The sequence below is a fragment of the Kribbella sp. NPDC050281 genome (assembly GCF_040655855.1).
Classification (GTDB): Bacteria; Actinomycetota; Actinomycetes; order Propionibacteriales; family Kribbellaceae; genus Kribbella.
In genome coordinates this window covers 1-21581 of record NZ_JBFAKS010000036.1, presented here as the reverse complement: position 1 = coordinate 21581, position 21581 = coordinate 1, and the positions used below count along the sequence as shown (strand labels likewise).

The following is a 21581-nucleotide window of genomic DNA, read 5'->3' as shown; positions in this document are numbered from 1 at the left end:
GTGGTTGGGAGCTGGGATGCGAGTCAGCGTGACCGATTACCACACGGCCGGCGAGCCGTTCCGGATCGTGACTGGCGGCCTTCCCGATGTGCCGGGACAGACGATTCTGGAACGCCGCGCGTACGCGCAGACGTCGCCTGAGGTCGACGCGGTGCGGCAACTTCTGGTGAACGAGCCGCGCGGGCATGCCGATATGTACGGCGGATTCCTGGTGCCGCCCGATGACGACGGTGCCGACCTCGGCGTCCTGTTCTGGCACAAGGACGGCTACTCGACGGCGTGCGGCCACGGCACCATCGCGCTCGGCGCGTGGGCTGTCCGGACCGGACAGATCCCCGCCGCACCGGACGGCGACACCGAGGTGGTGATCGACGTACCCTCGGGCCGCGTCCTGGCCCGCGTCAGTTGTGTGGGCGGTGAGGTCGAGCAGGTCTCGTTCCGCAACGTCCCGGCGTACGTCGTTGCCCGGGGCATCGAAGTCGCGATCGGCCGCGGCAAGGTCCGGGCGGACATCAGCTACGGCGGCGCCCTCTACGCATCCGTCGACGCGTCCTCGGTCGGCCTCGAGGTGACGCCGAAGAACAGCACCGACCTGATCGCTGTCGGGCGCGAGATCAAGTGGGCGCTGAACGACACGCAGTGGGCGCGGCACCCGACCGACAGCCGCCTCGACGGCATCTACGGCACGATCCTGTACGACGACCTCGGCGGGACCGAGGACGGTCCGCGCCAGCGCAACGTCACGATCTTCGCGGACGGTGAACTGGATCGCTCGCCCTGTGGTTCCGGCACTTCCGCACGCATCGCGTTGCTGGCCGAGGACGGCCGGCTGCCGATCGGCCGCACCCTCGAGCATGATTCGATCGTGGGTACGACGTTCCTCGGCCGGGTTGTCGAGCACGTCGAGGCCGACGGTCATCAGGCCGTCGTCACCGAAGTGACCGGCGCCGCGTACGAGACCGGCCAGGCCACGTTCACACTGGATCCGCGCGATCCGCTCGGCACCGGGTTCGTGCTGCGTTAGCCCTGTCACACACCATCTGACTTGACGATTCGATAGTCAGCTTCTAGTGTCAGGAACAGATTCTGGATATAAAACATCCAGAACAAAGATGGATGGGAGCTGGAGCGATGAGGATCTTTCTTGCCGGAGCGTCGGGTGTGATCGGGCGGGCGCTGATTCCGCGTCTGGTGGCCGACGGACATGTGGTCGGGGGGATGACGCGATCGGTCGCGAAGACCGAACTGGTGAAGGGACTCGGGGCCGAGCCGATCCTGTGCGACGTGTTCGATCGCGACGCGCTGATCCAGGCGGTGGATGACTTCAAGCCGGACGTGATCCTGAACGAGCTGACCGACCTGCCGGACGATGCGACGCGGATCGGCGCGCATGCGGAGCTGAACGCCAGGATCCGGACCGAGGGCAACCAGAACCTGATCGAGGCCGGGCGGCGGACCGGGTCGCCGAAGATCCTGGCCCAGACCGTCGCCTGGCAGCTACCCGACGGCCCCGATGCCCTGGCGGTCGCGGAGCTGGAGCGATCGGTTCTCGCCGAGGGTGGCGTCGTCCTGAGCTATGGACAGTTCTACGGGCCGGGCACGTACAACGAGAAGCAGGTGCCCGCGGAGCCGCGGGTTCACATCGACCGGGCCGCGGAGCGCACAGTGCAGGCACTGCGCGAGCCGAGCGGCGTCGTCGTCATCACCGACTGATCGTCAGCTGTCCCGTGGGCCGGCCCAGTCGCCGTTCGCGACGATCGCGAGGTCCTCGAGCTCGAGGTTCTTGCCGGACGCGGTCCGCGGGCCGATGATCACCGGCTCGCCGGTGCCTCGCTCGACCAGGCTCAGCGGCCCGCCTTCCTCGTCCTGCACGTACTTGTTCCCCCACTGCATGAGCGCGAAGACCGCAGGCAACAGGTCCCGGCCTTTGTCCGTCAGCAGGTACTCGGAGCGGGTCCGCTGGCCCGGCTCGCGATACGGCCGCCGGCTGAACAGGCCGATCTCGGTCAGGTCCTTGAGCCTGGCGGCCACGATCGCGTCGGTCAGCCGCGTACGCCGGGTGAAGTCGTCGAACCTCGTGGTGCCGTAGAAGGCCTCGCGCAGGATCACCATCGACGACCGGGTGCCGATCAGATCCATCGTCATCGCGATCGAGCAGTTCTCGAGTGTCCAGGTGCTCCGATCGGCCAGCACCCCTTCGAACGTGATCGCCATACCTCGTCCTTTACAAGGAGTTTCCGATGTCATCCTCTCACGTGGTGGCCGAGCGGCCTGTTGTCCGCCGGCGGCCGACCATCCCTGCCGGCCTCGCCATGGCAGGTGCGGCGATCACCTTCACCGCGCTGTATCTCGCGGCCGGGGCGCTGACGCCGTTGCTGGTGTTCTACAAGGAGCGGTGGGATTTCTCGCCGTCCCTCCTGGCGTTGGCGTTCGCGGTCTATGCGGTCGGCTTCCTCGCCGCCGTACTGACCGTTGGTTCGCTGTCCGACCACATCGGCCGGCGTCCGGTGCTGATCGGTGCCCTGGTCATCCAGATCGCCTCGAACCTCACCTTTCTCGCCGCTTCGAGCGTGGGCTGGGTGATCGCCGGCCGGATCATCCAAGGCGTCGCCAGTGGTGCGGCGACGGCCGCCTTCACCGCAGCGCTGGTGGAACTCGCGGCGCCGAACCGGAAACGGCTGGGCACGATCCTGGGCAGTGTCGGACTGACCGGAGGTCTTGGCTTCGGCTCCTTGCTGGCCGGTCTCGCGATCCAGCTCACGCCGGCAGCGAACTCGATCATCTTCGTCGTACTGACCATCGTGACGATCCTCGGAACGATCGTGGTGGTCCTGTCGCCGGAGACCGTCACCCGGGTCCCCGGGGCGTTGCATTCGCTGGTCCCACGCATCGCCTTTCCGCCGGCGACCCGCCGGGAGTTCGCCGCGGCCGCGCCTGTGGTCGCCGCGGTCTGGATGCTCGCGGGTCTGTCGGGCGGGCTCGCGCCGAGCATGGTGCGCAGCGTCTTCCACCTGAACAGTGGGCTTCTCAACGGCTTGGCCGGCTTCGTCGCGCCGGCCACCTCCGCTGTGGTCGGGCTGACGTTCGCCCGCGTCGACTCGCGGCGGGCGATGACGTGGGGGATCTACGCATCGATCGTCGGGGCCATCGGCATCATCACCGGCGTCCTGGGCGGAAGTCTGGCCGTCATGATCATCGGGCAAGCCATCGCCGGTGTCGGCTTCGGCGCGGCGTTCACGGCCGCCCTCCAGCTGATCTTCCCGCTCGCGCCCCCACACCAGCGCGCCGGCGTAATCGCCGGCATCTACCTGGTGTCGTACCTCGCGCTCGGCATTCCCGTGGTCGTCGCCGGCCAGCTGGCAGGCCCCATCGGTGAGGTTCCCGCGGTCACGTCGTACACCGCCCTGACCGTTGTCCTCGCTCTCGCCAGCCTGATCGCCCAGCGCCGCCTCAAGCGCAGTACCTACGCCTAGGCGTGCAGCACTTCTGCAGCGTTCGGCGAGGCAGGCTGGCAGGGAGCGGTGGCGTTGCCGCCGAGAGGAGGGATCATGCCCGTCGCGCCCCTGAAGGAACTCGTCGACGAGGCTCTGGCCAAGGGGTACGCCGTTCCCGCGATCAACGTGGTGGACGAGCTGAGCCTGCGTGCCGTCGTCGACGCCGCCGTGGAGCTGCGCTCGCCGCTCATCGTCCAGACGTCGGTGAAGACCGTGAAAGCGGTCGGCCGCGACGTCCTCAAGGCGATGTTCGACGCGACTGTCGCCCCGGTGCCCGTGCCGGTGTCTCTGCATCTCGACCACTGCCCGGACCGTGCGGTGATCAGCTCGTGCCTCGCAGCCGGCTGGAACTCCGTGCTGTTCGACGCGTCGGCACTCCCGGTCGAGGAGAACCAGCGCCAGACCGTCGAGGTCGTTGCCGAGGCCAGGACGTACGGCGCTCATGTCGAGGGCGAGATCGAGGGGATCACCGGTGTCGAGGACGGAGTGGGATCGGACACCGAGTCGGCGCGTCAGTCCCTCGAGATCGCCACGCGGTTCGTGGAGACGACCGGGGTCGACGTCTTCGCCCCGGCGATCGGCAACGCCCACGGCATCTACCACTCTCTGCCGGACCTGGACTACCAGCGGATCACCGACCTCGTGGCGGCGACCGGGATCCCGATGGCGCTGCACGGTGGTTCTGGGCTGAGCCGTGAGCAGTTCCAGGACCTGATCGGCCGGGGCTGCTCGAAGGTGAACATCTCGACGGCTCTCAAGGTCGCCTACATGACGTCGTCGCTGGAGCACCTCGAGCAGGCGCGGGCCACGAACAAATGGGACCCGCCGTCGTTGTTCACCCACATCCACGCGGCTGTGAAGTCCATGGCCGCCGAGCACATCGAGATCTTCGGCAGCGGCGGCCGGGCATGACCGCGATCATCTTCGACTGCGACGGCGTACTGGGTGATACCGAACGCGACGGGCACTTGCCGGCGTTCAACGCGACGTTCGAACAGTTCGGGCTGCCGGTGCGATGGTCGGTCGAGCAGTACGGCCGGCTGCTGCGGATCGGCGGCGGCAAGGAGCGTCTGGCCACGGTGTTGGACGACCCTGAGGTGTGGCGCGCGGCCGGGTCGCCTGCGACGCCCGAGGAGCGTGCCGAGGTTGTGGCGACGTGGCACCGGGCCAAGACGAAGGCGTTCACCGACTTGGTCGCCGCTGGGGTCATCCCACCGCGTCCCGGCGTACGACGGATCATCATGGATGCACTGGCGGCCGGGTGGACAGTCGCGGTGGCGTCTACGTCGGCTGAGCCGTCAGTTCGCGCCGTTCTTGCCGGAGCTGTTGGTGCCGAGGTGGCGGAGACCATTCCGGTGTTCGCGGGTGACGTCGTACCGCGGAAGAAGCCCGATCCGGCCGTCTACGAGCTGACCGTCAAGGAGCTCGGGCTGGATCCGGCCGAAACCCTTGTCGTCGAGGACTCGCACAACGGACTGCTCGCCGCCGGCGGCGCCGGACTGGCGACGGTCGTGACCGTCAGCGGCTATACCCGCGACGAGGACTTCACCGGGGCAGCGCTCGTTGTCACCAGTCTGGGCGACCCGGGCGGTGAGCGGCTCGAGGTTCTCGCGGATCCCTGGGACATCGAACCGGTCGATGCGCTCAGCCTCACCGAGCTCTCCCGCCTGGCCGGCCGGCCACCGCACGACGAAACCCAAGGAGGGCAGACATGACGGACAGCTGGAACGAGGTCGACCTCGTCATGACGACGATCATCGACACCTGCCTCGCCAACGAGAAGTACTTCGGCGACCTGGACTCGGTGGTCGGCGACGGGGACTTCGGGTACTCGCTGGCCCGCGGCTTCGAGAAGCTGCAGGCGCAGTACGCCGACATGGACCGGACCGACATCGGCACCTTCCTGAAGAAGGTCGGGATGCTGGTGACGTCGCGGATCGGCGGGACGTCCGGCCCGATCTGGGGGACCGGGTTCCTGCGCGCGGGGATGACCGCCGGTACGGCGACCTCCCTGGACGGCGCGACCGTCGTGGCGATGCTGCGGTCGGCGGTCGCGGGCATCATGGCGCGCGGCGGGGCCGAGTTGGGGGAGAAGACGCTGCTCGACGCTCTGGTCCCGATGACCGACGCCATCGAGGAGGCGCTCGCCGCGGGGGCGAGCAGTGACGAGATCGTCGACCGGGCCGCGGCGGCCGCCCGGTCAGCCGCCGACGCCACGGTGGACATGGTCGCGAAGCGCGGCCGCGCCGCCTATACCGGCGAGCGCAGCCGTGGATCGGTCGACGCCGGGGCCACCGCCGTCGCCGTACTCATGGAGCAGATCGCGAAGAACTGGAAGGGGAGGGAGTCCTGATGAAGAAGTTCGTCAACGATCCGAAGAACTACGTGCCGGAGATGCTGCAGGGGATCGCGCTGGCCAACCCGGAGACCTTGAAGTACATCCCGGAGTACAACCTGATCATGCGGACCGACGCGCCGCGCGAGGACAAGGTGTCGATCGTCCAGGGATCGGGGTCCGGGCACGAGCCGGCCCACGTGATGACGGTCGGCAAGGGCATGCTCGACGCCGCCTGTCCGGGTGACGTGTTCGCGGCGCCGCCGATGGAGTACGTGTACGAGACCACCAAGCTGCTCGCGTCGCAGAAGGGCGTGCTGCTGCTGGTGAACAACTACACCGGCGACCGGATGGCGTTCGACATGTCGCAGGAGATGAGTGCGGCCGATGGTCTGAATGTCCGCACGCTGATCATCGACGACGACGTCTCGGTCAAGGACTCGACGTACACGGTCGGCCGGCGCGGGGTGGCCGGCAACTTCTTCGTCATGAAGGCGGTCGGCGCGGCGTCCGAACAGGGCGCGGATCTGGACGAGCTGGTCCGGATCGGCGAGAAGGTCAACTCGGTCACCCGGACGATGGGGATGGCGCTCACGGCCTGTACGCCGCCGGCCAAGGGCTCCCCGCTCTTCGACCTCGGCGCCGACGAGATGGAGATGGGCGTCGGTATTCACGGCGAGCCGGGGCGTAGTCGGGAGAAGCTCGCGTCGGCCAACGAGATCATCGATCAAATGCTCGAGGCGGTCCGGTCCGACCTGCCGTACGAGTCCGGCGACAACGTCGCGCTGATGATCAACGGCCTCGGTGGAACCCCGATCAGCGAGCTGTACCTGCTCTACGGCCGCGCCCACCAGGTGCTCACCGACCGGGGCATCAACGTACGGCGCAACTACGTCGGGGAGTACTGCACGTCGCTGGACATGGCCGGTGCCTCGGTCACCCTGGTCAAGCTGGACGACGAGATCGACGGTCTGCTGTCCGCACCGGCCGAGATCGCGATCCGCGTGTTCTGACGTTCGCCGGGGATCGGGGGTGGTCAGCCCTCGGTCCCCGCAGCGTTCAGGCCGTAGTCGGTCCGGAGGCGTCGTACCTCGGACTGGGCCGCCGGCCACAGCGGAGAGGTCGGCGACAGCAAGGTCAGTTGGCGTTCCCACGCGGCCAGGTCGTTGACCCCGGCGTACGAACGAGTCCATGCCACGACCAGGTCGACGTCCTGTGTCTGCAGTACGGCGGCCCGGATCCGGTTCTCGAGACGGTTGCGAGAGGCAACGACACCGGGGGCGTCGGACTGCGGCAGCAACGGGCCGACGTACCGCCGCAGCGCTGACGACAGCAGGTGGGAATCGAGGTCGTTGGCGGTCTCGAGCCAGTCGGCGGCGATGTCCCGGCGCAGCCGGTAGGGACGGGACTCGACGATGTCGGCGCCGAGGAGGGCACGGAGCCGGGTGACCTCGCCCCGCAACGAGGACCGGTGATCCGCTGCGCCGTAGAGCGCGTCCGACAACTCCTCCGCGCTGAGGCCCTCAGGGTGCTCGGCCAGCAGAACTAGGATGTCGCTGTGCCGCCGGCTGAGCCGGAGGTCGCGGTCGTCCACGCGTACCTCGGCGTCCGGTCGGCCCAGGGCGGAGATGTGCACTCGATGGCCCGAGTCGCCGGTGATCCTGCGAAGGATCGTCAACCGGCCGAGCTCGGCCTCGGCCATGCGGGCGGCGGCGCGTACCAGGGCCAGCGACTGGGGCGAGCTGGCATCGGCGCCGCCCGTGACGTCCACGACGCCGAGCACTCGGTGCGTCTCGGGGTCGTAGATGGGCGCGGCGGCGCACGACCACGGTTGGACCAGGAGTGTGAAGTGTTCCGCCGATCGGATCTGGACCGGCCCGGCGACCTCCAGCGACGTACCGAGGGCGTTGGTGCCGACCTGTCGTTCGGCCCACCACGCGCCTTCGCTGAAGTGGATGCCGTCCGCGGCGCGCAGTACATCGGGACGCCCGCACACCCACAACAGCCGTCCGTCACTGTCACCGATCGCCATCACGCTGTCACTGTCCTCAGCGGCCCGGCCCAGTACGTCGTACAGCATCGGGAAGACGGCAGCGAGTGGATGTTCGGCCCGGTACGCCGCCAACTCGTCGGCCCGGAACGCGAACGGCGCCGCCGTAGCGGAATCCAGCCCTGCCGCGATGGACCGCCCCCAGGAGGCCGCGACAAGCCCCCGCACGTGCCGCTCCCCACCCTCGAGGAACTCCTCGTGCCGCCGATGCAACCCCCGATCGACCCGATCCACCCTCCAAGGGAACTGCGCCCACCCCGGAAAGTCCAGCATGCCCGTCAGGGGGCGGCGGACTGCAGGGAGAGGCTGAGGCCGTTGGGTTCCTGGTGGACGTAGACGTCGAGGCGGGTTCCTTCGTCGATCATCACGCTGCCGCGGCCGGTGGCCTCGATGACCTGTACGTCGCCGATCTCGTCGTACACCGTCATGGCGGCGTCGACCACGTAGCTGTAGTTTCCCGGCTTCGTTGCGGTGACTCGCCGGCTCACCACGGGCTGTGCACTGGTGGCGTGCAGGGTGGCGACCCGGGTTCCTTCGAGGCTGATGACGATGACCTCTTCCAGCGCGCCTTCGGTGAGCTGGTCGGAGACGGTGAGATTGATCGGACGGGGCTGTTCGGGCGGTGTCGTCGTCCGGGTGGGCGGTGGGTTCGGCGATGTGGGCGGTGATGTGGGCGGCGACGTGGGCGGTGACGTGCGCGGCGGCACGTACGGCGCGGTCGTCACGATCGCGTCGGTCTTGGTGACGTCACCGTCCTGACCGGGAAGCCCGGTCTTCGCGAGGATCGGGATCAGGGCGGCGAGTAGCCCGATCAGGGCCGTCAGGGTCTGGCCCAAGGTGCCGAGGCGGGTCCACCAGCTCTCGCGGCCGGGATTCCCGTTCGGTGTAGTCATTTCTCCTCCCTCCGCAGTGCGTTCTGAGGTCAGAGAATCGGCCGGCGCGGTAAATACCTTTCGGTATCAGAATCCGGGTCCCGGGCTCTTGTCGGCATCACGTCGATCGGAAGGAGGCGGAGATGGCGACAGGTACTTTCACCACCCATTTACTCCCGGCGCACGGCAGGAACCGCGAAAGGCGTGCGGGCTGTGGACTGCGTCGCCCACCTCGGCGAGAATGCCGTGGGGGGCGGGCGATGGACCAGCAACGGCATGCCGACAATCAGGCGCTCGTCGCTTTGGTGCGTTCCGCCGACCCAGTCGCCTGGCGGACACTGACGGATCGCTACACCAATCTTCTGTGGCATATCGCCCGCGGAATGCGGCTGAGCCAGGACGATGCGGCGGACGCCGTCCAGACCACCTGGCTCCGGCTGATGGAGCGTGTCGACACCGTTCGGCAGCCCGAGAGCATCGGAAGCTGGCTGGCCACCACGATGCGGCACGAATGCCTGGCGGCGTTGCGGCGCCGGTCCAAGGTGGTGGTGCTGGAGATCTTCGACGATCTGCCGGACCACGCCGATCCGTTCGACGACGCGCTGCTGCGAAGAGAGCAGGATGCCGCGTTGTGGCGGGCGTTCCGCTCGATGAAGCCGCGTTGCCAGACCTTGCTGCGGGTGTTGATGACCGATCCGCCGCCCAGCTACACCGAGGTGGCGTCGGCGCTGGACATGCCCGTCGGGAGCATCGGGCCGACCCGTAAGCGTTGTCTCGCGGCGCTGCGCGAGATCATGGCGGCCGACCCGTATCCGTTCGAGTCCACGGCCGCGGAGCCTGGCGGTGATCAGTGAGATGAACGCCGACCATGATGACGACGCACTGCTGGCGTGGTTGAAGCGAGTCGCGGCAGAGGCCGACCCGATGCCTGGCGACATCACCGCCGCTGCGCGCGAAGCGATCGGCCTGCACGACCTCGACGGGCAGTTGGCCGAGCTGATCGCAGACTCCGCCGGGTCGACCCCGGAGTACGACGCGGTACGGCGTACGGAGGCCTCGGACCGCCTGCTGTCGTTCGAAGGTGGAGGTGTCCGGGTCGAGCTGGAGATCGTGCCGGACGACGGTGAGCTGACTGTCATCGGGCAGGTCATCGGTGCATCGCCGGAGGGCTGCGAGCTCGAGTACGGCGATGGCCGCCGCGAGACCTTGCCGCTGGATGACCTCGGACGTTTCCTGGTCGACAGGAGGCGGAGCGGGCCGGTGCGGATCCGGTGCCGGTCGGTCGACGGCAGCCCGGTGATCACCTCATGGGTCAACCTGTGACCGAGTCAGCGGCCGAGAGCCACGAAGGACAGGGCAGTCGCGACGGCGATCGGGTCGTCGCCGACGCCGGCCCGGGCCTTCTGGAGGGCGACGCCGAAGGAGTCCCCAGCGCGCAAGAGCTGGTGGAAATCGACCATCAACCCAGCGGTGGCGGTGTCGTTGACCGGTACGACGCTGGCCAGGAGGCTCGCCGTACCGAGCGGGACGAGCGCGGACACAGCGCCGAGGAGCTCGTCCGCACCGATCGGAGCCGCAACGCCGGACTCGCAACTGGACAGGACCAATCGCAGCGGCGCGCGGCGGAGTCTGCCGAGGTCGTAGAGAGTCAGCGGCCCGTCGTCGAGAGTGAACGCGGAGAACAACGGGTTGTCGCGGCGCAAGCGCCCGTGGGCCGCGATGTGTGCGGTCCAGGCGCCGTCCAACGCGGCCAAGGTCTTGTCGGCAGTGGCCTCCCCGTTGGCGAGGACGTCCGCGGTCGGATAGTTGCCTCTGATCTGCCGCAGTTCGTCGTCACCGCTGCGGAGACCAGGTCCTGCGACGAGAGTGACGCGGCGTTCTCGCGGCGGGTGCAGGCGCCCGGCCCGCAACCACATCGACGCCGACGGCGCGACGACGACCGGGGCCGGTCTCAACGTCGGCAACATCGCCCAGGGCACCGCATGCAGAGCCGCCGGCGGCACGATCAGGACAGGTCCGTCGCCGAGATCCGCGGCGGCCGGTCCCAGCAGGACCTGTTGCAGCCGGAGACCGACCGCGTCCATTCGCTCGACGGCTCCGGAGTGCGCGCGACCGTGCGCGAGCCGGCGCAGCATGAACAGTGCGAGATCGAGCTCCCGTACGGCGACCTCGACCGGGCCGATCGGATACATGCGTACTCGTCGGCCGGCGACCGTGATCGCATGGAGCACGCCGTCGAGCGCAGTGATCTCGACGAGGCAATGTTCGCCCAGACCGTCGATCAGCGTGCCGAGGTCAGCCGCGTCATCACGGCGACGCGGATCGGTCGAGGTGCCGGAACTGTTGCTGAGCCGCCTGGTGCGGGACCGGATGGAGGACTCGAGGCGGCTCCGTTCGAGCTGGAGTCGATCGGTGTCCTCGTCGGCCCGCTGAGCGGCCTCGACGCGTCGAGCCACGTTGCGCAGCGCGGTGAGCTCGGCCGCCAGTTCGGGATCGTCGGGAGGGCGGACCGGCGGCAACGCGAGCGCACCGGCGCGCCATTGCTCGCTCCAGCGCAACAGCATCCGCGCGTCGTTCCGTCGTACGGCGTGACGCTGCGCCAGGGCAGCGAGTTCGACGCCGTACGTCGCAGCGTGGGCACGCAACTCTGGTGCGGCCAAGGAGCGTTGATGATCGGCCGCGGCATCGAGACCGTGCCGGCAGGCGATCAGGGTCGCAGCAGTGTCGCCACGTCCCTCGGCCCGCAGCGCGTGGGCCAGCCAGCCGGCCGCATGCCCGAACGTCGGACCGCGATGACGGAAGCGCGCTGCGAGGGCGAGATGCCGTTCGGCGTCCGCCCCGCGTCCCTGGTCTGCAGCGAGGCGGCCGGCCAGAAGATGTGCCGAGAGTGCGTCCGGGGAGCTGAACTCATCGAGCTGATCGGCCAGCCGCTGGGCCTCGGCGCAGAGCCGATCGCCACGCTGACCGGCGTCGTACCGCGCCTGGAGCGTGAGGTACGTCGTCCGCGCAAGCCAGCCCTTCCGGCCTTGCTGGCGGAACAGCCGACCGGCTTGTACAGCACGTTCCTCGGCGAGAGCTGGTCGTCCGGCGGCCTGTGCGGCTTGTGCCACGGCGAACAGCAGTTCGGCGGTCCCGGTCCCGCCCGGATCGCGACGCAGATGGTCGCGCAGGACCTGTTCGGTCGTGGCGACAGCTTCGGTTGCGAGGCCGGCGGCGAGCAGTACGGCGCAGCGGTCGATCGCCAGACTCGGCCACTCCGTGTGCAATGCCGTGTAACGTGCCGCGGCCTCGTCGAGGAAGCCCAGCGCCGCGGGCAGGTCGCCTGCCTGGAACGCCACGTCGGCGCGGTTGTGCACGAGCATGGCCGATTCGAGTTCCTGGCCGTTGGCAGCCGACAGTTGCTCGGCCACCACCAGGTCCCGGTCGGCATGGGCAGCCTGTCCCAGGGCGGCGTACACCAGGAATCGGTGGGTGCGTGCGCGAGCCTCCCAGACCTGGTCGCCACCGCGATGCAGGAGCATGACGGCCTGGCGGAGGTCGGAGAGCGCTTCGTCGTACCGTCCGAGGACTCGGAGCAGGTATCCACGTCGGGTCAAGGCCCTTCCCGCGGCAGCGCCCTTGGTGTTCGCGATCGCCTGTTCCAACAGGTTGAGCGCTTCGACGTGCTTGCCGCCGAGGCCGAGCGTGAGGCCGAGGGTTGCTTGGACGTCCGCGATGCGTTCGGGCTCGGTGGAGGTCTTGGCCAGGCGCAACGCGCGGCGGAGTTCGGTGACCGCTTCGGCCTGGTGGCCGGAGTCGCGCAGGACGATCGCCCGCGCCTGACGAGCGATCGATGCGGTCCGCGGGTCGGGAGTTTCCGCCAGCACCGTGGCGGCTGCCGCCAGGGCCTCGGACGGGCGGGACACCGCCAGCGGCAGGAGTCGGTCGGGATCGTCGTGACGGTCACCGGCTGACATTCAAGGAGTCTAAGAAACTCACTGCGTAATCGGGAGGGGTCATGTCACAAGACGACGCAACGAGTCCGGAAGGTCGCACTGAGGAAGCAACAGCGGTGCCTGACACACCGGAGGATGCTCAACGTGCCCTGATTCTCAGCCGTTTCGACCGCGAATCCGAGCATCCGCGAAAACTGGAGCCGGGCCGGGGAGCCGGTACCGATTCCGGGATCGACTTCTTCTACGAGGCCGGCACGATTCTGGTGCGGGAAGAGCATTTCGAGCATGTGCGCAGGATTCTGGAGCAATTGCACCTGCTGCCCTCTGGTGACCGGGAGCCCGTGTCGCAGCCGGTGATCGCGGGCATCCGGCTGATTCGCCTGAACCCGGAGCTCAACCCGCAGCTCGGCACGCTCGAGACGCTGAAGCTGCTCCGGGAAGGCGGCGAAGTCACCATCAACCGCCCGGCGGACCAGCCCGGCGACGTGGAGACGCCGGCCGAGAGTGCGGGATCAGAGGAAGGTGAGCGGCCGCCGGGCACTGTGCCGCAGACGTTGTTCGTCACCGGGCTTGGTCCGGGGGTGGGGACGCCGAATCATCTCGTGTCCATCACCGGTGGCCGGGGCAACGGCGCCGGGTGTCCGGCGACCGAGCCCGAGCCGGTGCCGGGCGGAAGCGCCCCCTACCCCGGGTACACAGCGGATCGATCCGCCGGCGAGGGGGTCAAGATCGTCGTCGTCGACACGGGCTTCGATGCGACGGCACCGGACCGCAGCGACTGGCTGACAGGGGTGACGGGGGACGGCGACGACGGGATCGTTGGCACGACCCTGGAGTTCTACGCCGGCCACGGAACGTTCATCGCGGGAGTCATCAGGTCCGTCGCCCCGCTCGCGGAGGTCTGCGTCCGGAAGGGGTTCGGCCCCGAGGGCACGGTGGTGGAGTCCGACCTGGTCGCGAAGCTGGACGAGATCATCGAGAAGGACGACCCCGACATCATCAGCATGTCAGCGGGCACGTACTGCCACGACGCGACCGGTCTGCCCACCTTCGGGGTCTTCAACGAACGACGGCTCAGCCACCACAAGGGGGTCGCCTTTGTGGTTGCTGCGGGCAACTATGCCGACCGGAAGGCGTTCTGGCCGGCCGCGGCGCCGTACACCGTGTCCGTCGGAGCGCTGAACACGTACTGGCACGGAAGGGCCGGCTTCAGCGATTTCGGCGGCTGGGTCGACGTCTACGCGCCCGGGCAGGACCTCGTCAACGCGTTCCCGGTCGGGAACTACACGTATCGCGAGCCGCCGCACGTGGGTCCCGGACGCCCGCCGCGGCAAGAGGTCTTCCACGGTATGGCCAGATGGAGCGGTACGTCGTTCAGTACGCCGCTCGTCGCCGGGCTGATCGCGGCGCGGATGTCGCGAACCGGCGAGAACGGCCGGGACGCGGCGGCCGCTCTCATCGCCGAGGCCCGGCAGGCAGCACAACCCGGTGTCGGAGCCGTGCTGCTGCCGGAGTAGTCGGTTGCCCCGGGGTCGTTGGTTGCCTGGTGGTCAGCGCTGGTCGTCGTTCGGGGTCGTCTCTTCGTCCGGGACCTGGGAGTCCTCGGGCGGAGTGACGCCCAGCAGCGGACGCAGCCGTACCATCGCCTGATCGGTGAACAGACCGGCCAGGCAGCCCGTCATCATGAGCACTGTCACGCCGGCCGATGAGGTCGTGTCGTCGCCGATGCTGATCAGTCCGGTGTTGACGGCGACGACGACCACCGAGCCCAGCAGAGCGGACCAGACCGGACGCAGCAGGTACCACCAGACGAACCCTCGCTCCAGCGTCTCCAGACCGGCACGCTGGGCGAAGACCATGCTCTGATGGATGACGCTGCCGACGGCGCCCGCCGCCGCGCCGACGATCAGCAGCGACATGTTCAACGTGGTCGTGAAGTCCGGGCCCCACCAGTGCACGGTCCGGGTCGCGATGCCGGCCGGCCCGGTGATCTCCTGGTCGGACACGAGCCGCTCGGCGATGCCGTACGCGGCGATCAGACCGATCAGCGTGATGATCGCCTCGGCGAAGTTGATCGCGCCGATCATCCGCCGGGTCATCGGCTTCATCGCGGCCTTGTTCCGCGGCCGCGCAATGCCAGGACGTGCTGTGGTGGTCACTGGATCCCTCCGGTTCGTTCTCTTCCCCTCCCGAACCAGAGTCGCGAGGTCGCGCCCGGATACATGCGGATTCCTGTCCGCGCGGTGGTATCAGATCCGGCGGTTCTGCCTCCGGTTGGCATGGCCACTTCCGGGGGGAGACGGACATGGGAACGCAGCAGAACCATCGCATCAGACGGCAGCTCAGAGAGACGAACGCGTTCAGCGCTACGTCGCTCTTCTTCGGCGTGCTGTCGTCCGTCGTGTGCGCGGCGATCATTCCGGCGCTGGGCGCGGGACGGATGGCGACCGTGATCGGCGCCGCGCTGAGCCCGTTGCTGGTGGCGATGTTCACCACGCGGGGACCAGGGTTGATCCGTACCGTCGGCATCGCGTCAGTGACCGCCATCGCTTTCGTGATCAGCCTCGGCGGGTTCACCCTGCCCGAGGCGATCGCGGGCGACGGATCACTGACCTCGGACCGCGCCGGCACCTTCGTGTACACCAAAAGGGGGCCGACGCCGACCCCTCCGCAAGCCGGCCAGGCGACGAGACCCACCACGCCGGTGCCTGAACCGTCGGAGCCGCCCGCCTCGCCGGAGCCGCCGGAGCCTTCGCAGGCCGGCGCCGAGATCGAGATGCCCGACCTGCGGGAGTGCCCCGAGATCGCCGTGGGCGAGGTGAAGATCTGCAAGCAGATCGGTGTCGGGAACGCCGGGACCAAGACGGTCGAGATCGCCACCGGGGAGATGAGCGGGGCTCACGCTGACGACTTCCTGATCACCCAGCGGTGCGACGGGAGGTTGAAGCCGGGGACCGGATGCTCGGTGCGGGTGGAGTTCCGGCCGTCCGCCGGTGGCCTCCGCGAAGCCAGTCTGACTCTGTACGTGCAGCCAGGCAACATCACGCGTGAGATCACGGTGGCCGGCAACGCGATCGACCTCGACGGTACCGAGTGAGCTAGCTCGTCAGCGGTTTCGGGAGTGGCGAGCGGTGAGGACGGCGGTCGCGGCTGCTGTGCAGGTGGCGAGCGCCGTGGTGACCAGACCGCGGTGCTGGGACGCCCAGAGTTGGTAGCTGCGTGAGGTCGAGCGGTCGTCGAAGACGCCGTGGGTGCCGTAGTCGTGGCCCTCCTTCTGGTCGGCCGGGTGCCAGAGGTTCGCGGACTGATCAGGGTCGGAGACCGAGTCGGTCTGCTGGGACTTGTAGCCGGTGCGCGCCAGGTAGCGGTCCAGCAGGCCGGCGGCGAACTTGTTCGCGATCAGTGTTGCGACGGTCGGCATACCGACCCAATACTCGCGGCGCTGCGGGTGGTCCGCGGCGAACACCACCGCGTCGGCGGCGACCTCGGGCTGGAAGATCGGCGGCACCGGCTGCGGATGTTTGGGCAGCTTCGACAGGACCCAGGAGAACTGCGGGGTGTTCACCGCGGGCATCTGCACCATCGTGACGTGCACGTTGGACTTGTCGTGCAGCAGTTCGCACCGCAACGAGTCGTGGAATCCCTGGATCGCGTGCTTCGCACCGCAGTACGCCGATTGCAGCGGGATACCGCGGTACGCCAACGCGGACCCGACCTGCACGATCGCCCCACGGTCACGCGGCTTCATCCGGTCCAGTGCGGCGCGGGTGCCATAGACATAGCCGAGGTACGTCACCTCGGTCGCCCGCTTGAACTCCTTCGGTTCGATCTGCGTGAACGGCGCGAACACCGAGGTGAACGCGACGTTGGCCCAGACATCGATCGGCCCGAGTTCGTCCTCGACGCGCTGGGCGGCCGCCTCGACCTGCTCGTATTCCGCGACGTCGACCGGGATGGCGAGCGCCGTCCCGCCGGCCGCCTCCACGTCGCGAGCCGCGCCGTCGAGACCTTCCTCGCCCCGCGCCAGCAACGCGACCTTGGCTCCCCGCCGGGCGAACGCGATCGCACTCGCGCGACCGATTCCACCACTCGCGCCGGTCACCACCACGACCTGCTCCGTCACGCCCTCCGCCTCCTCGACTCGATCCGGACTCGGCCGACCGGTACCCCGATCGCCGGGCCGGATGCACGGGGTTTGGGTCGGGGCACGGGAAGGCATGCGGCTGACGGAGACTGCTGACGTCTGGTGGAAGAACGCGGTGGTGTACTGCCTCGATGTCGAGACGTTCTTCGACACCGACGGGGACGGGCGCGGTGATCTGCAGGGCGTGAGTCAGCGGATCGATCATCTGGCCGAGCTCGGTGTCACCTGCCTGTGGCTGATGCCGTTCTATCCGACACCGGACCGCGACGACGGGTACGACATCACCGACTTCTACGGGGTCGATCCCCGGCTGGGGTCGCACGGCGATCTGGTCGAGCTGATCACGCTCGCGCAGGACCGCGGGATCCGGGTGATCGCCGATCTGGTCGTCAACCACACCTCCGACCAGCATCCGTGGTTCCAGAGCGCGCGAGCCTCGCGGCAATCGCCGTACCGGGGCTGGTACGTCTGGCGGAACGAACCGCCGCCGGACGCGGACCAGGGCATCGTCTTCCCGGACCAGGAGGACAGTCTCTGGCAGTACGACGAACAGGCCGGCCAGTACTACCTGCACAGGTTCTACAAGCACCAGCCGGACCTCGACATCGCCAACGCGGAGGTGCGTGAGGAGATCGAGCGAGTGATCGGGTTCTGGTCGCAGCTGGGGATGTCCGGGTTCCGGGTCGACGCCGTACCGTTCCTGCTCGACACCGCCGGCGCGCTCGATGCGTCCGGTCTGCCGGATCCGCACGACTATCTGCGAGATCTGCGGGCGTTCCTGGACCGGCGGCGTGGTCAGTCGATGCTGCTCGGCGAGGTCAACCTGCCCTATGACGACGTACGGCGCTTCTTCGGCGACGAGGACGGCGACGAGCTGACGATGTGTTTCGACTTCATCGGGATGCAACGGCTCTACCTGTCCTTGGCGCGCAACGATCCGGCCGAGCTGGTACAGGCGTTGCGATCGCGACCGGATCCGCCCGAGGAGGCGCAGTGGGGCACGTTCGTCCGCAATCACGACGAACTCACACTGGACAAGCTGTCCGACGACGAACGCCAGGAGGTCTTCGACGCCTTCGGCCCGGCCGAGGACATGCAGCTGTACGGCCGCGGCCTGCGCCGGCGACTGCCGCCGATGCTGGGCAACGACCTTGCTCGGCTGAAGATGGTGTACAGCCTGCTGTTCTCCTTGCCTGGTACGCCGGTCTTGTTCTACGGCGAGGAGATCGGTATGGGGGAGAACCTCGCTGCGGAAGGGCGCAACGCCGTACGCACACCGATGCAGTGGACGGCCGGCGTGAACGGCGGCTTCTCGACCGCGGACCCTTCTGCGCTGGCCGCTCCGGTGACCGAGGGGGAGTTCGGTCCTGAGCATGTCAACGTGGCGGCGCAGCGGCGTGATCCGGACTCGTTGCTGAATTGGATGCGGCTCCTGATCCGGCGGTATCGGGAGTGTCCTGAGCTGTCGTGGGGGCAATGCACGGTCCTCGAGCACGAGTCGCCGTCGGTCTTCGCGCATCGATCCGACCATGAGGGCGGGACGATCGTTGCCCTCCACAACTTCGGGGTGGAACCGGCTCGGGTGACCTTGGCGGTGGCCGGCGCGGGGGTCGGCGTACGAGCGGTCGACCTCCTGCGCGACGGCACCACGGACGTCGAGGAAGACGGCGTCATCTGCCTCGACGTGGATCCGCACGGCTCCCGCTGGCTGCGCATCATCCGGCCGGGCGACCGCTACATCCTGTGATCCCCGGCCGGATGTGCATGGATCGCCGGATCCGGGGCACCCGGAGCGCGACAAAGTCCGGAGCCTGGAGGAGGAGAGTTCGATGGGTGTTGGAGACAAGATGAAGAACGCGGCCGAGGCGGCCAAGGGCAAGGTCAAGGAGAAGACCGGGGACGCGACCGACAATCGCGATCTGCAGGCGGAGGGGCAGGCAGAGAAGACGAAGGCCGACCTGAAGCAGGCCGGCGAGAAGGCGAAGGACGCGTTCAAAGACTGACAGCGCGTGATCGACCGTCGAACGGTGTTGGTGTGGTCTTGGCCTGAGGGTGGGACCTCGGGGCAAAATAAGGGCCATGGAACGCGGTGAGGTGGATGACGCGGAGGAGGCAGGCGTCCTCGACCGGGGACCTGCCCGATCGGGGCTCGCCCCGGACACGGACGCGGTGGCTGAAGGGTTCGCCCGCCTGGCGCTGGAACTGCATGACTCGGCGGGGGTCGAGGAGACGGTGCAGGCGGTCGTGGAGTTTGCGCTGCAGGCGCTGGGCTGTTCGCACGCCGGCGTTGCGCTGGCCGCCCGCGGTCAGCCTGAGGTTCCGGCGGTGACGGACCCGGTGGTCGGGGAGATCTACCAGTGGCAGATGGCGAGTCGTGAAGGTCCGCTGGTGGTGTCAATGCAGGAGCACAGCACTCTGCTGGTGCGAGACACCGCGACGGACGGGCGATGGCCGGGCTGGGCGGCGAAGGTGCTGTCGCTGGGTGTCCGGAGCGTTCTGGACGTTCCCCTGACGACAGCGGCCGGCACAGTCGGCGTACTGGGGTTGTACAGCACGTCCCCGGATGCGTTCGACGCTGACGACGAGGCGGTCGCGCACATCCTGGCCAGGCACGCGTCGGTGGCGGTGGCGACCGCGCGCAAGGAGGCGAGCCTGGCTCAGGCGGTCGACGCGCGCAAGCTGGTCGGGCAGGCGATGGGCATCCTGATGGAGCGGTACGGCGTGGACGGTGATCGCGCGTTCGCGATCCTCAGGCGCTACTCCCAGGACACCAACACCAAGCTCCGCGACGTGGCCCAGCGCCTGGTCGACACCCGCAAGTTGCCGAAGTAAGACTCCGACGACCGAGCGGAGTCCGTAATCCGGTTGAGTGCCACAGGGGACTAGTGCGGTATACCGCAAGGGTGGCAAGCTTGCCCCGGGTGGGCCTGTTGAGCAGTCAGCAGCCGAGGTGGGATTCGGGTTGTGGCTGGAGGAATGATGACCGTCGGTGGTGTCGACACGTACTACGACTACGACGAGAAGCAGTGGAAGAGCCGAAGACTCGGCGGGGGACCGATTCGTCGCGGACCGGTGTGCCCGGCGCCGAAGTCTCCGGAACACCACGAGCCGAGCGGCGGCCAGAAGCCGCTCGAACCCCGCAACCGGCCGCACAGCTCAGCGGTTCTTGGTGGTTGATCATCTTCCCATCCGACCGCTGAGCGGTGAGCCGCGACTTCCGCTGGCATGATCGGTGAACCGATCGGCGGAAGGGATCTGGTGGAGTTCAACCTTGCTCAGGTGAATGTCGCGAGGATGCGTGCGGAGGCCGGCTCGCCTCTCGTCGGTGAATTCGTCGCGGCGCTGGATCCGGTCAACCGGCTGGCGGACCAGAGCGCGGGCTTCGTCTGGCGACTCCCAGCGGCCGAGGGGCATGTGCTGACCCACGGCCCCGGTGGTGCGCGGGAGGTGGTGAACCTGTCGGTGTGGTCGTCGTACGAGGACCTGCACGCGTTCGTCTATCGCAGCGCGCACGGCCGCTTCGTGCTGAAGCGGAGCCGCTGGTTCGAGAAGGTGCAGCAGCCGTCGACGGCACTCTGGTGGCTGCCGGCCGGCGAGCCCCCGACCGTCGAGGACCGCCCTGGCCCGCCTCGACTACCTGCGCCGCTGGGGCCCATCCCCCAAAGCCTTCACCCTTCGCCGCCGCTACGACCCGACCGGGCTTCGAGTGTCGTGAGGTCGCGGGTTGCGAAGCGGTGGTGTTCGCAGGCTTCTTCCATCAGTACGGCGAGGCATTCGGCGACCGCGAAGGGTTCGTCGGGGTAGCCGGGAGCCGGGTTGCGGTTGCTGGTCCGGCCGAGGTCGGCGTTGGTGAGGGCATCGACGGTACGGCGGACCAGGGCCATCCGGTCGGCGAGGATCCGGAGGACCTCGTCGTACGCCGGAGCCGCCCCGAGGTCGATGCCTAGGGCAACCGCATCCTGGTCGGCGTACCAGGACTGGACGACGCCGAGCGGGTGGTACGGGCGTTCCTGGTCGAGAACCGTGCGACTGAGCCAGGCGTCGACGATGAAGATGAGGTGGCGCAAGGTCTCGGCGAAGGACCATTCGCCGTCGACGCGTTCGTTCCGGGCGGCTTCGGGCAGGCGCCCGGCGCGCGCGATGGCGTCGGACCAGAGCTTCTCGATCGTGTCCCACATCGCGCGGAAGCCGTCGGCGTCCTGGATCTCGCGGAGTTGGACGCGCTCGGGATGCCGGCGGTCGAGCTCGGCGTCGACGTACCCGGTCACGTCGACTCCGTTGACGAGCAGCCGCTCGACGTACCCGGAGATGTCGACGTCGACCAGGCAGCCGTCGACGATCTTCACCCCGGACAGATCGCAGTCGGTGAAGCGGGCCTCGCGAAGATCCGCGACCCGGAACGTCGCACCGCGGAAGGCATCCGTCTCCTCGCCACCACCCGAGAACCGATGCGGGCCGTACTGAGCGTCATCCATCGCCACAGTCAACCATCTACGGACCCCACCAGAGGTAGCCCGGCCGTGCAAGCGGTCGGACCGAATCGTGATGGAGGGGGCGGCGTCAGCTGGGCACCCGGCCCCGGAGTCGGTCCTTCGCGCCGCGCTCCACGAACAGCGGCACGAAATCCCGGATCGGGTTGGGCTCGAACTCGGGCCGGACGGCCTCGACCGCGGCCGCGACATCGTCCGCCGGGACGTCAGGGAACTGCTTGCGCAGGCGCGCGATCGCCTCGGCGAACGAACCGGGATGTT

At 68.4% G+C, this 21581-nt stretch carries 23 protein-coding genes and 1 pseudogene; 16 read left to right on the top strand and 8 right to left on the bottom strand.

All coding sequences use genetic code 11. The features are described from left to right. Nucleotides 1-16: 16 nt before the first annotated feature. Both AB0I34_RS31980 and AB0I34_RS31975 read left to right on the top strand, forming a co-directional pair. Entirely contained in the window at nt 17-1024 is a 1008-nt protein-coding gene (locus AB0I34_RS31980; protein WP_360452309.1) for a proline racemase family protein, read from the top strand. Between the two features lie 107 nt (nt 1025-1131). Further along, entirely contained in the window at nt 1132-1713 is a 582-nt protein-coding gene (locus tag AB0I34_RS31975) for an NAD-dependent epimerase/dehydratase family protein (protein ID WP_360452307.1), read from the top strand. Nucleotides 1714-1716: 3 nt separating this feature from the next. On the opposite strand, the gene AB0I34_RS31970 is transcribed toward AB0I34_RS31975, so the two are convergent. Beyond that, on the bottom strand, nt 1717-2214 hold the full coding sequence (locus tag AB0I34_RS31970) for a helix-turn-helix domain-containing protein (protein ID WP_360452305.1): 498 nt from the start codon (nt 2212-2214) through the stop codon (nt 1717-1719). A gap of 26 nt (nt 2215-2240) precedes the next feature. Here AB0I34_RS31970 and AB0I34_RS31965 point away from each other — a divergent pair, with 26 nt between their 5' ends. The 5 genes from AB0I34_RS31965 to dhaK all read left to right on the top strand — a co-directional run bounded on the left by AB0I34_RS31965 (nt 2241) and on the right by dhaK (nt 6842). Next, nucleotides 2241-3473, top strand: a complete 1233-nt coding sequence (locus AB0I34_RS31965; protein ID WP_360452303.1) for an MFS transporter — start codon at nt 2241-2243, stop codon at nt 3471-3473. A 75-nt stretch (nt 3474-3548) separates the two neighbouring features. Next, complete coding sequence (locus tag AB0I34_RS31960) at nt 3549-4406, top strand: class II fructose-bisphosphate aldolase (RefSeq protein ID WP_360452301.1); 858 nt, start codon at nt 3549-3551, stop codon at nt 4404-4406. Beyond that, nucleotides 4403-5209, top strand: coding sequence for an HAD-IA family hydrolase (locus AB0I34_RS31955; RefSeq protein ID WP_360452299.1), 807 nt, complete (start codon nt 4403-4405; stop codon nt 5207-5209). Before AB0I34_RS31960 ends, AB0I34_RS31955 begins: the two co-directional genes overlap by 4 nt. Then, nucleotides 5206-5847 carry a dihydroxyacetone kinase subunit DhaL gene (dhaL, locus tag AB0I34_RS31950; protein WP_360452297.1) on the top strand — a complete coding sequence of 214 codons (642 nt, stop codon included), beginning with the start codon at nt 5206-5208 and terminating at the stop codon, nt 5845-5847. Before AB0I34_RS31955 ends, dhaL begins: the two co-directional genes overlap by 4 nt. Continuing rightward, the gene (gene dhaK / locus AB0I34_RS31945; RefSeq protein ID WP_360452294.1) at nt 5847-6842 is read left to right on the top strand and encodes a dihydroxyacetone kinase subunit DhaK; all 996 of its coding nucleotides are present in this window, start codon (nt 5847-5849) and stop codon (nt 6840-6842) included. The genes dhaL and dhaK overlap by 1 nt, the downstream gene beginning before the upstream one ends. A gap of 23 nt (nt 6843-6865) precedes the next feature. Here dhaK and AB0I34_RS31940 read toward each other — a convergent pair whose 3' ends face one another. Together AB0I34_RS31940 and AB0I34_RS31935 are read right to left on the bottom strand one after the other, a co-directional pair. Continuing rightward, entirely contained in the window at nt 6866-8113 is a 1248-nt protein-coding gene (locus AB0I34_RS31940; RefSeq protein WP_360452292.1) for a GAF domain-containing protein, read from the bottom strand. Between the two features lie 44 nt (nt 8114-8157). Next, nucleotides 8158-8772 (bottom strand): hypothetical protein, encoded by a 615-nt coding sequence (locus AB0I34_RS31935; RefSeq protein ID WP_360452290.1) that lies wholly within the window; start codon nt 8770-8772, stop codon nt 8158-8160. Between the two features lie 239 nt (nt 8773-9011). On the opposite strand from AB0I34_RS31935, the gene AB0I34_RS31930 reads away from it, so the two are divergent. Both AB0I34_RS31930 and AB0I34_RS31925 read left to right on the top strand, forming a co-directional pair. Next, nucleotides 9012-9605 (top strand): sigma-70 family RNA polymerase sigma factor, encoded by a 594-nt coding sequence (locus AB0I34_RS31930; RefSeq protein WP_360452288.1) that lies wholly within the window; start codon nt 9012-9014, stop codon nt 9603-9605. After that, nucleotides 9595-10074: a hypothetical protein gene (locus AB0I34_RS31925; RefSeq protein WP_360452286.1), complete on the top strand. Its 480-nt coding sequence runs from the start codon at nt 9595-9597 to the stop codon at nt 10072-10074. The genes AB0I34_RS31930 and AB0I34_RS31925 overlap by 11 nt, the downstream gene beginning before the upstream one ends. A 5-nt stretch (nt 10075-10079) precedes the next feature. Here AB0I34_RS31925 and AB0I34_RS31920 read toward each other — a convergent pair whose 3' ends face one another. Then, nucleotides 10080-12707, bottom strand: coding sequence for a CHAT domain-containing tetratricopeptide repeat protein (locus AB0I34_RS31920; RefSeq protein WP_360452284.1), 2628 nt, complete (start codon nt 12705-12707; stop codon nt 10080-10082). 95 nt (nt 12708-12802) lie between these two features. On the opposite strand from AB0I34_RS31920, the gene AB0I34_RS31915 reads away from it, so the two are divergent. Continuing rightward, nucleotides 12803-14203 (top strand): S8/S53 family peptidase, encoded by a 1401-nt coding sequence (locus tag AB0I34_RS31915; protein WP_360452282.1) that lies wholly within the window; start codon nt 12803-12805, stop codon nt 14201-14203. A 33-nt stretch (nt 14204-14236) separates the two neighbouring features. On the opposite strand, the gene AB0I34_RS31910 is transcribed toward AB0I34_RS31915, so the two are convergent. Next, entirely contained in the window at nt 14237-14845 is a 609-nt protein-coding gene (locus AB0I34_RS31910) for a hypothetical protein (RefSeq protein WP_360452280.1), read from the bottom strand. A 146-nt stretch (nt 14846-14991) separates the two neighbouring features. Here AB0I34_RS31910 and AB0I34_RS31905 point away from each other — a divergent pair, with 146 nt between their 5' ends. Further along, the gene (locus tag AB0I34_RS31905) at nt 14992-15783 is read left to right on the top strand and encodes a hypothetical protein (protein WP_360452278.1); all 792 of its coding nucleotides are present in this window, start codon (nt 14992-14994) and stop codon (nt 15781-15783) included. A 9-nt stretch (nt 15784-15792) separates the two neighbouring features. Here AB0I34_RS31905 and AB0I34_RS31900 read toward each other — a convergent pair whose 3' ends face one another. Further along, a complete protein-coding gene (locus AB0I34_RS31900) occupies nt 15793-16809 on the bottom strand; it encodes an SDR family oxidoreductase (protein ID WP_360452276.1) in 1017 nt (338 codons plus the stop codon). A 94-nt stretch (nt 16810-16903) separates the two neighbouring features. Here AB0I34_RS31900 and AB0I34_RS31895 point away from each other — a divergent pair, with 94 nt between their 5' ends. The 5 genes and pseudogenes from AB0I34_RS31895 to AB0I34_RS31875 form a co-directional block, all read left to right on the top strand. Then, nucleotides 16904-18577 carry an alpha-amylase family protein gene (locus tag AB0I34_RS31895; RefSeq protein ID WP_360452274.1) on the top strand — a complete coding sequence of 558 codons (1674 nt, stop codon included), beginning with the start codon at nt 16904-16906 and terminating at the stop codon, nt 18575-18577. An 82-nt stretch (nt 18578-18659) separates the two neighbouring features. Then, entirely contained in the window at nt 18660-18833 is a 174-nt protein-coding gene (locus tag AB0I34_RS31890) for a CsbD family protein (protein WP_360452272.1), read from the top strand. Nucleotides 18834-18909: 76 nt separating this feature from the next. Further along, nucleotides 18910-19662: a GAF and ANTAR domain-containing protein gene (locus AB0I34_RS31885; protein WP_360452270.1), complete on the top strand. Its 753-nt coding sequence runs from the start codon at nt 18910-18912 to the stop codon at nt 19660-19662. A 147-nt stretch (nt 19663-19809) separates the two neighbouring features. Then, nucleotides 19810-20007 (top strand): hypothetical protein, encoded by a 198-nt coding sequence (locus AB0I34_RS31880; RefSeq protein ID WP_360452268.1) that lies wholly within the window; start codon nt 19810-19812, stop codon nt 20005-20007. A gap of 48 nt (nt 20008-20055) precedes the next feature. After that, a pseudogene (locus AB0I34_RS31875) lies at nt 20056-20433 on the top strand (DUF3291 domain-containing protein); the annotation flags it as partial. A gap of 65 nt (nt 20434-20498) precedes the next feature. Here AB0I34_RS31875 and AB0I34_RS31870 read toward each other — a convergent pair. After that, nucleotides 20499-21305, bottom strand: coding sequence for a DinB family protein (locus tag AB0I34_RS31870; protein ID WP_360452266.1), 807 nt, complete (start codon nt 21303-21305; stop codon nt 20499-20501). A gap of 85 nt (nt 21306-21390) precedes the next feature. Beyond that, on the bottom strand, nt 21391-21581 hold a 191-nt coding region (locus tag AB0I34_RS31865; RefSeq protein ID WP_360452264.1), incomplete at its 5' end, for a three-helix bundle dimerization domain-containing protein.

Excerpts from the sequence above, each read along its gene's own strand:
- AB0I34_RS31980 (WP_360452309.1), top strand. The coding sequence starts at position 17 with ATGCGAGTCAGCGTGACCGATTACCACACGGCCGGCGAGCCGTTCCGG.
- AB0I34_RS31975 (WP_360452307.1), top strand. The coding sequence starts at position 1,132 with ATGAGGATCTTTCTTGCCGGAGCGTCGGGTGTGATCGGGCGGGCGCTG.
- AB0I34_RS31970 (WP_360452305.1), bottom strand. The coding sequence starts at position 2,214 with ATGGCGATCACGTTCGAAGGGGTGCTGGCCGATCGGAGCACCTGGACA.
- AB0I34_RS31965 (WP_360452303.1), top strand. The coding sequence starts at position 2,241 with ATGTCATCCTCTCACGTGGTGGCCGAGCGGCCTGTTGTCCGCCGGCGG.
- AB0I34_RS31960 (WP_360452301.1), top strand. The coding sequence starts at position 3,549 with ATGCCCGTCGCGCCCCTGAAGGAACTCGTCGACGAGGCTCTGGCCAAG.
- AB0I34_RS31955 (WP_360452299.1), top strand. The coding sequence starts at position 4,403 with ATGACCGCGATCATCTTCGACTGCGACGGCGTACTGGGTGATACCGAA.
- dhaL (WP_360452297.1), top strand. The coding sequence starts at position 5,206 with ATGACGGACAGCTGGAACGAGGTCGACCTCGTCATGACGACGATCATC.
- dhaK (WP_360452294.1), top strand. The coding sequence starts at position 5,847 with ATGAAGAAGTTCGTCAACGATCCGAAGAACTACGTGCCGGAGATGCTG.
- AB0I34_RS31935 (WP_360452290.1), bottom strand. The coding sequence starts at position 8,772 with ATGACTACACCGAACGGGAATCCCGGCCGCGAGAGCTGGTGGACCCGC.
- AB0I34_RS31930 (WP_360452288.1), top strand. The coding sequence starts at position 9,012 with ATGGACCAGCAACGGCATGCCGACAATCAGGCGCTCGTCGCTTTGGTG.
- AB0I34_RS31920 (WP_360452284.1), bottom strand. The coding sequence starts at position 12,707 with ATGTCAGCCGGTGACCGTCACGACGATCCCGACCGACTCCTGCCGCTG.
- AB0I34_RS31905 (WP_360452278.1), top strand. The coding sequence starts at position 14,992 with ATGGGAACGCAGCAGAACCATCGCATCAGACGGCAGCTCAGAGAGACG.
- AB0I34_RS31895 (WP_360452274.1), top strand. The coding sequence starts at position 16,904 with ATGCGGCTGACGGAGACTGCTGACGTCTGGTGGAAGAACGCGGTGGTG.
- AB0I34_RS31890 (WP_360452272.1), top strand. The coding sequence starts at position 18,660 with ATGGGTGTTGGAGACAAGATGAAGAACGCGGCCGAGGCGGCCAAGGGC.
- AB0I34_RS31885 (WP_360452270.1), top strand. The coding sequence starts at position 18,910 with ATGGAACGCGGTGAGGTGGATGACGCGGAGGAGGCAGGCGTCCTCGAC.
- AB0I34_RS31880 (WP_360452268.1), top strand. The coding sequence starts at position 19,810 with ATGACCGTCGGTGGTGTCGACACGTACTACGACTACGACGAGAAGCAG.
- AB0I34_RS31870 (WP_360452266.1), bottom strand. The coding sequence starts at position 21,305 with ATGGATGACGCTCAGTACGGCCCGCATCGGTTCTCGGGTGGTGGCGAG.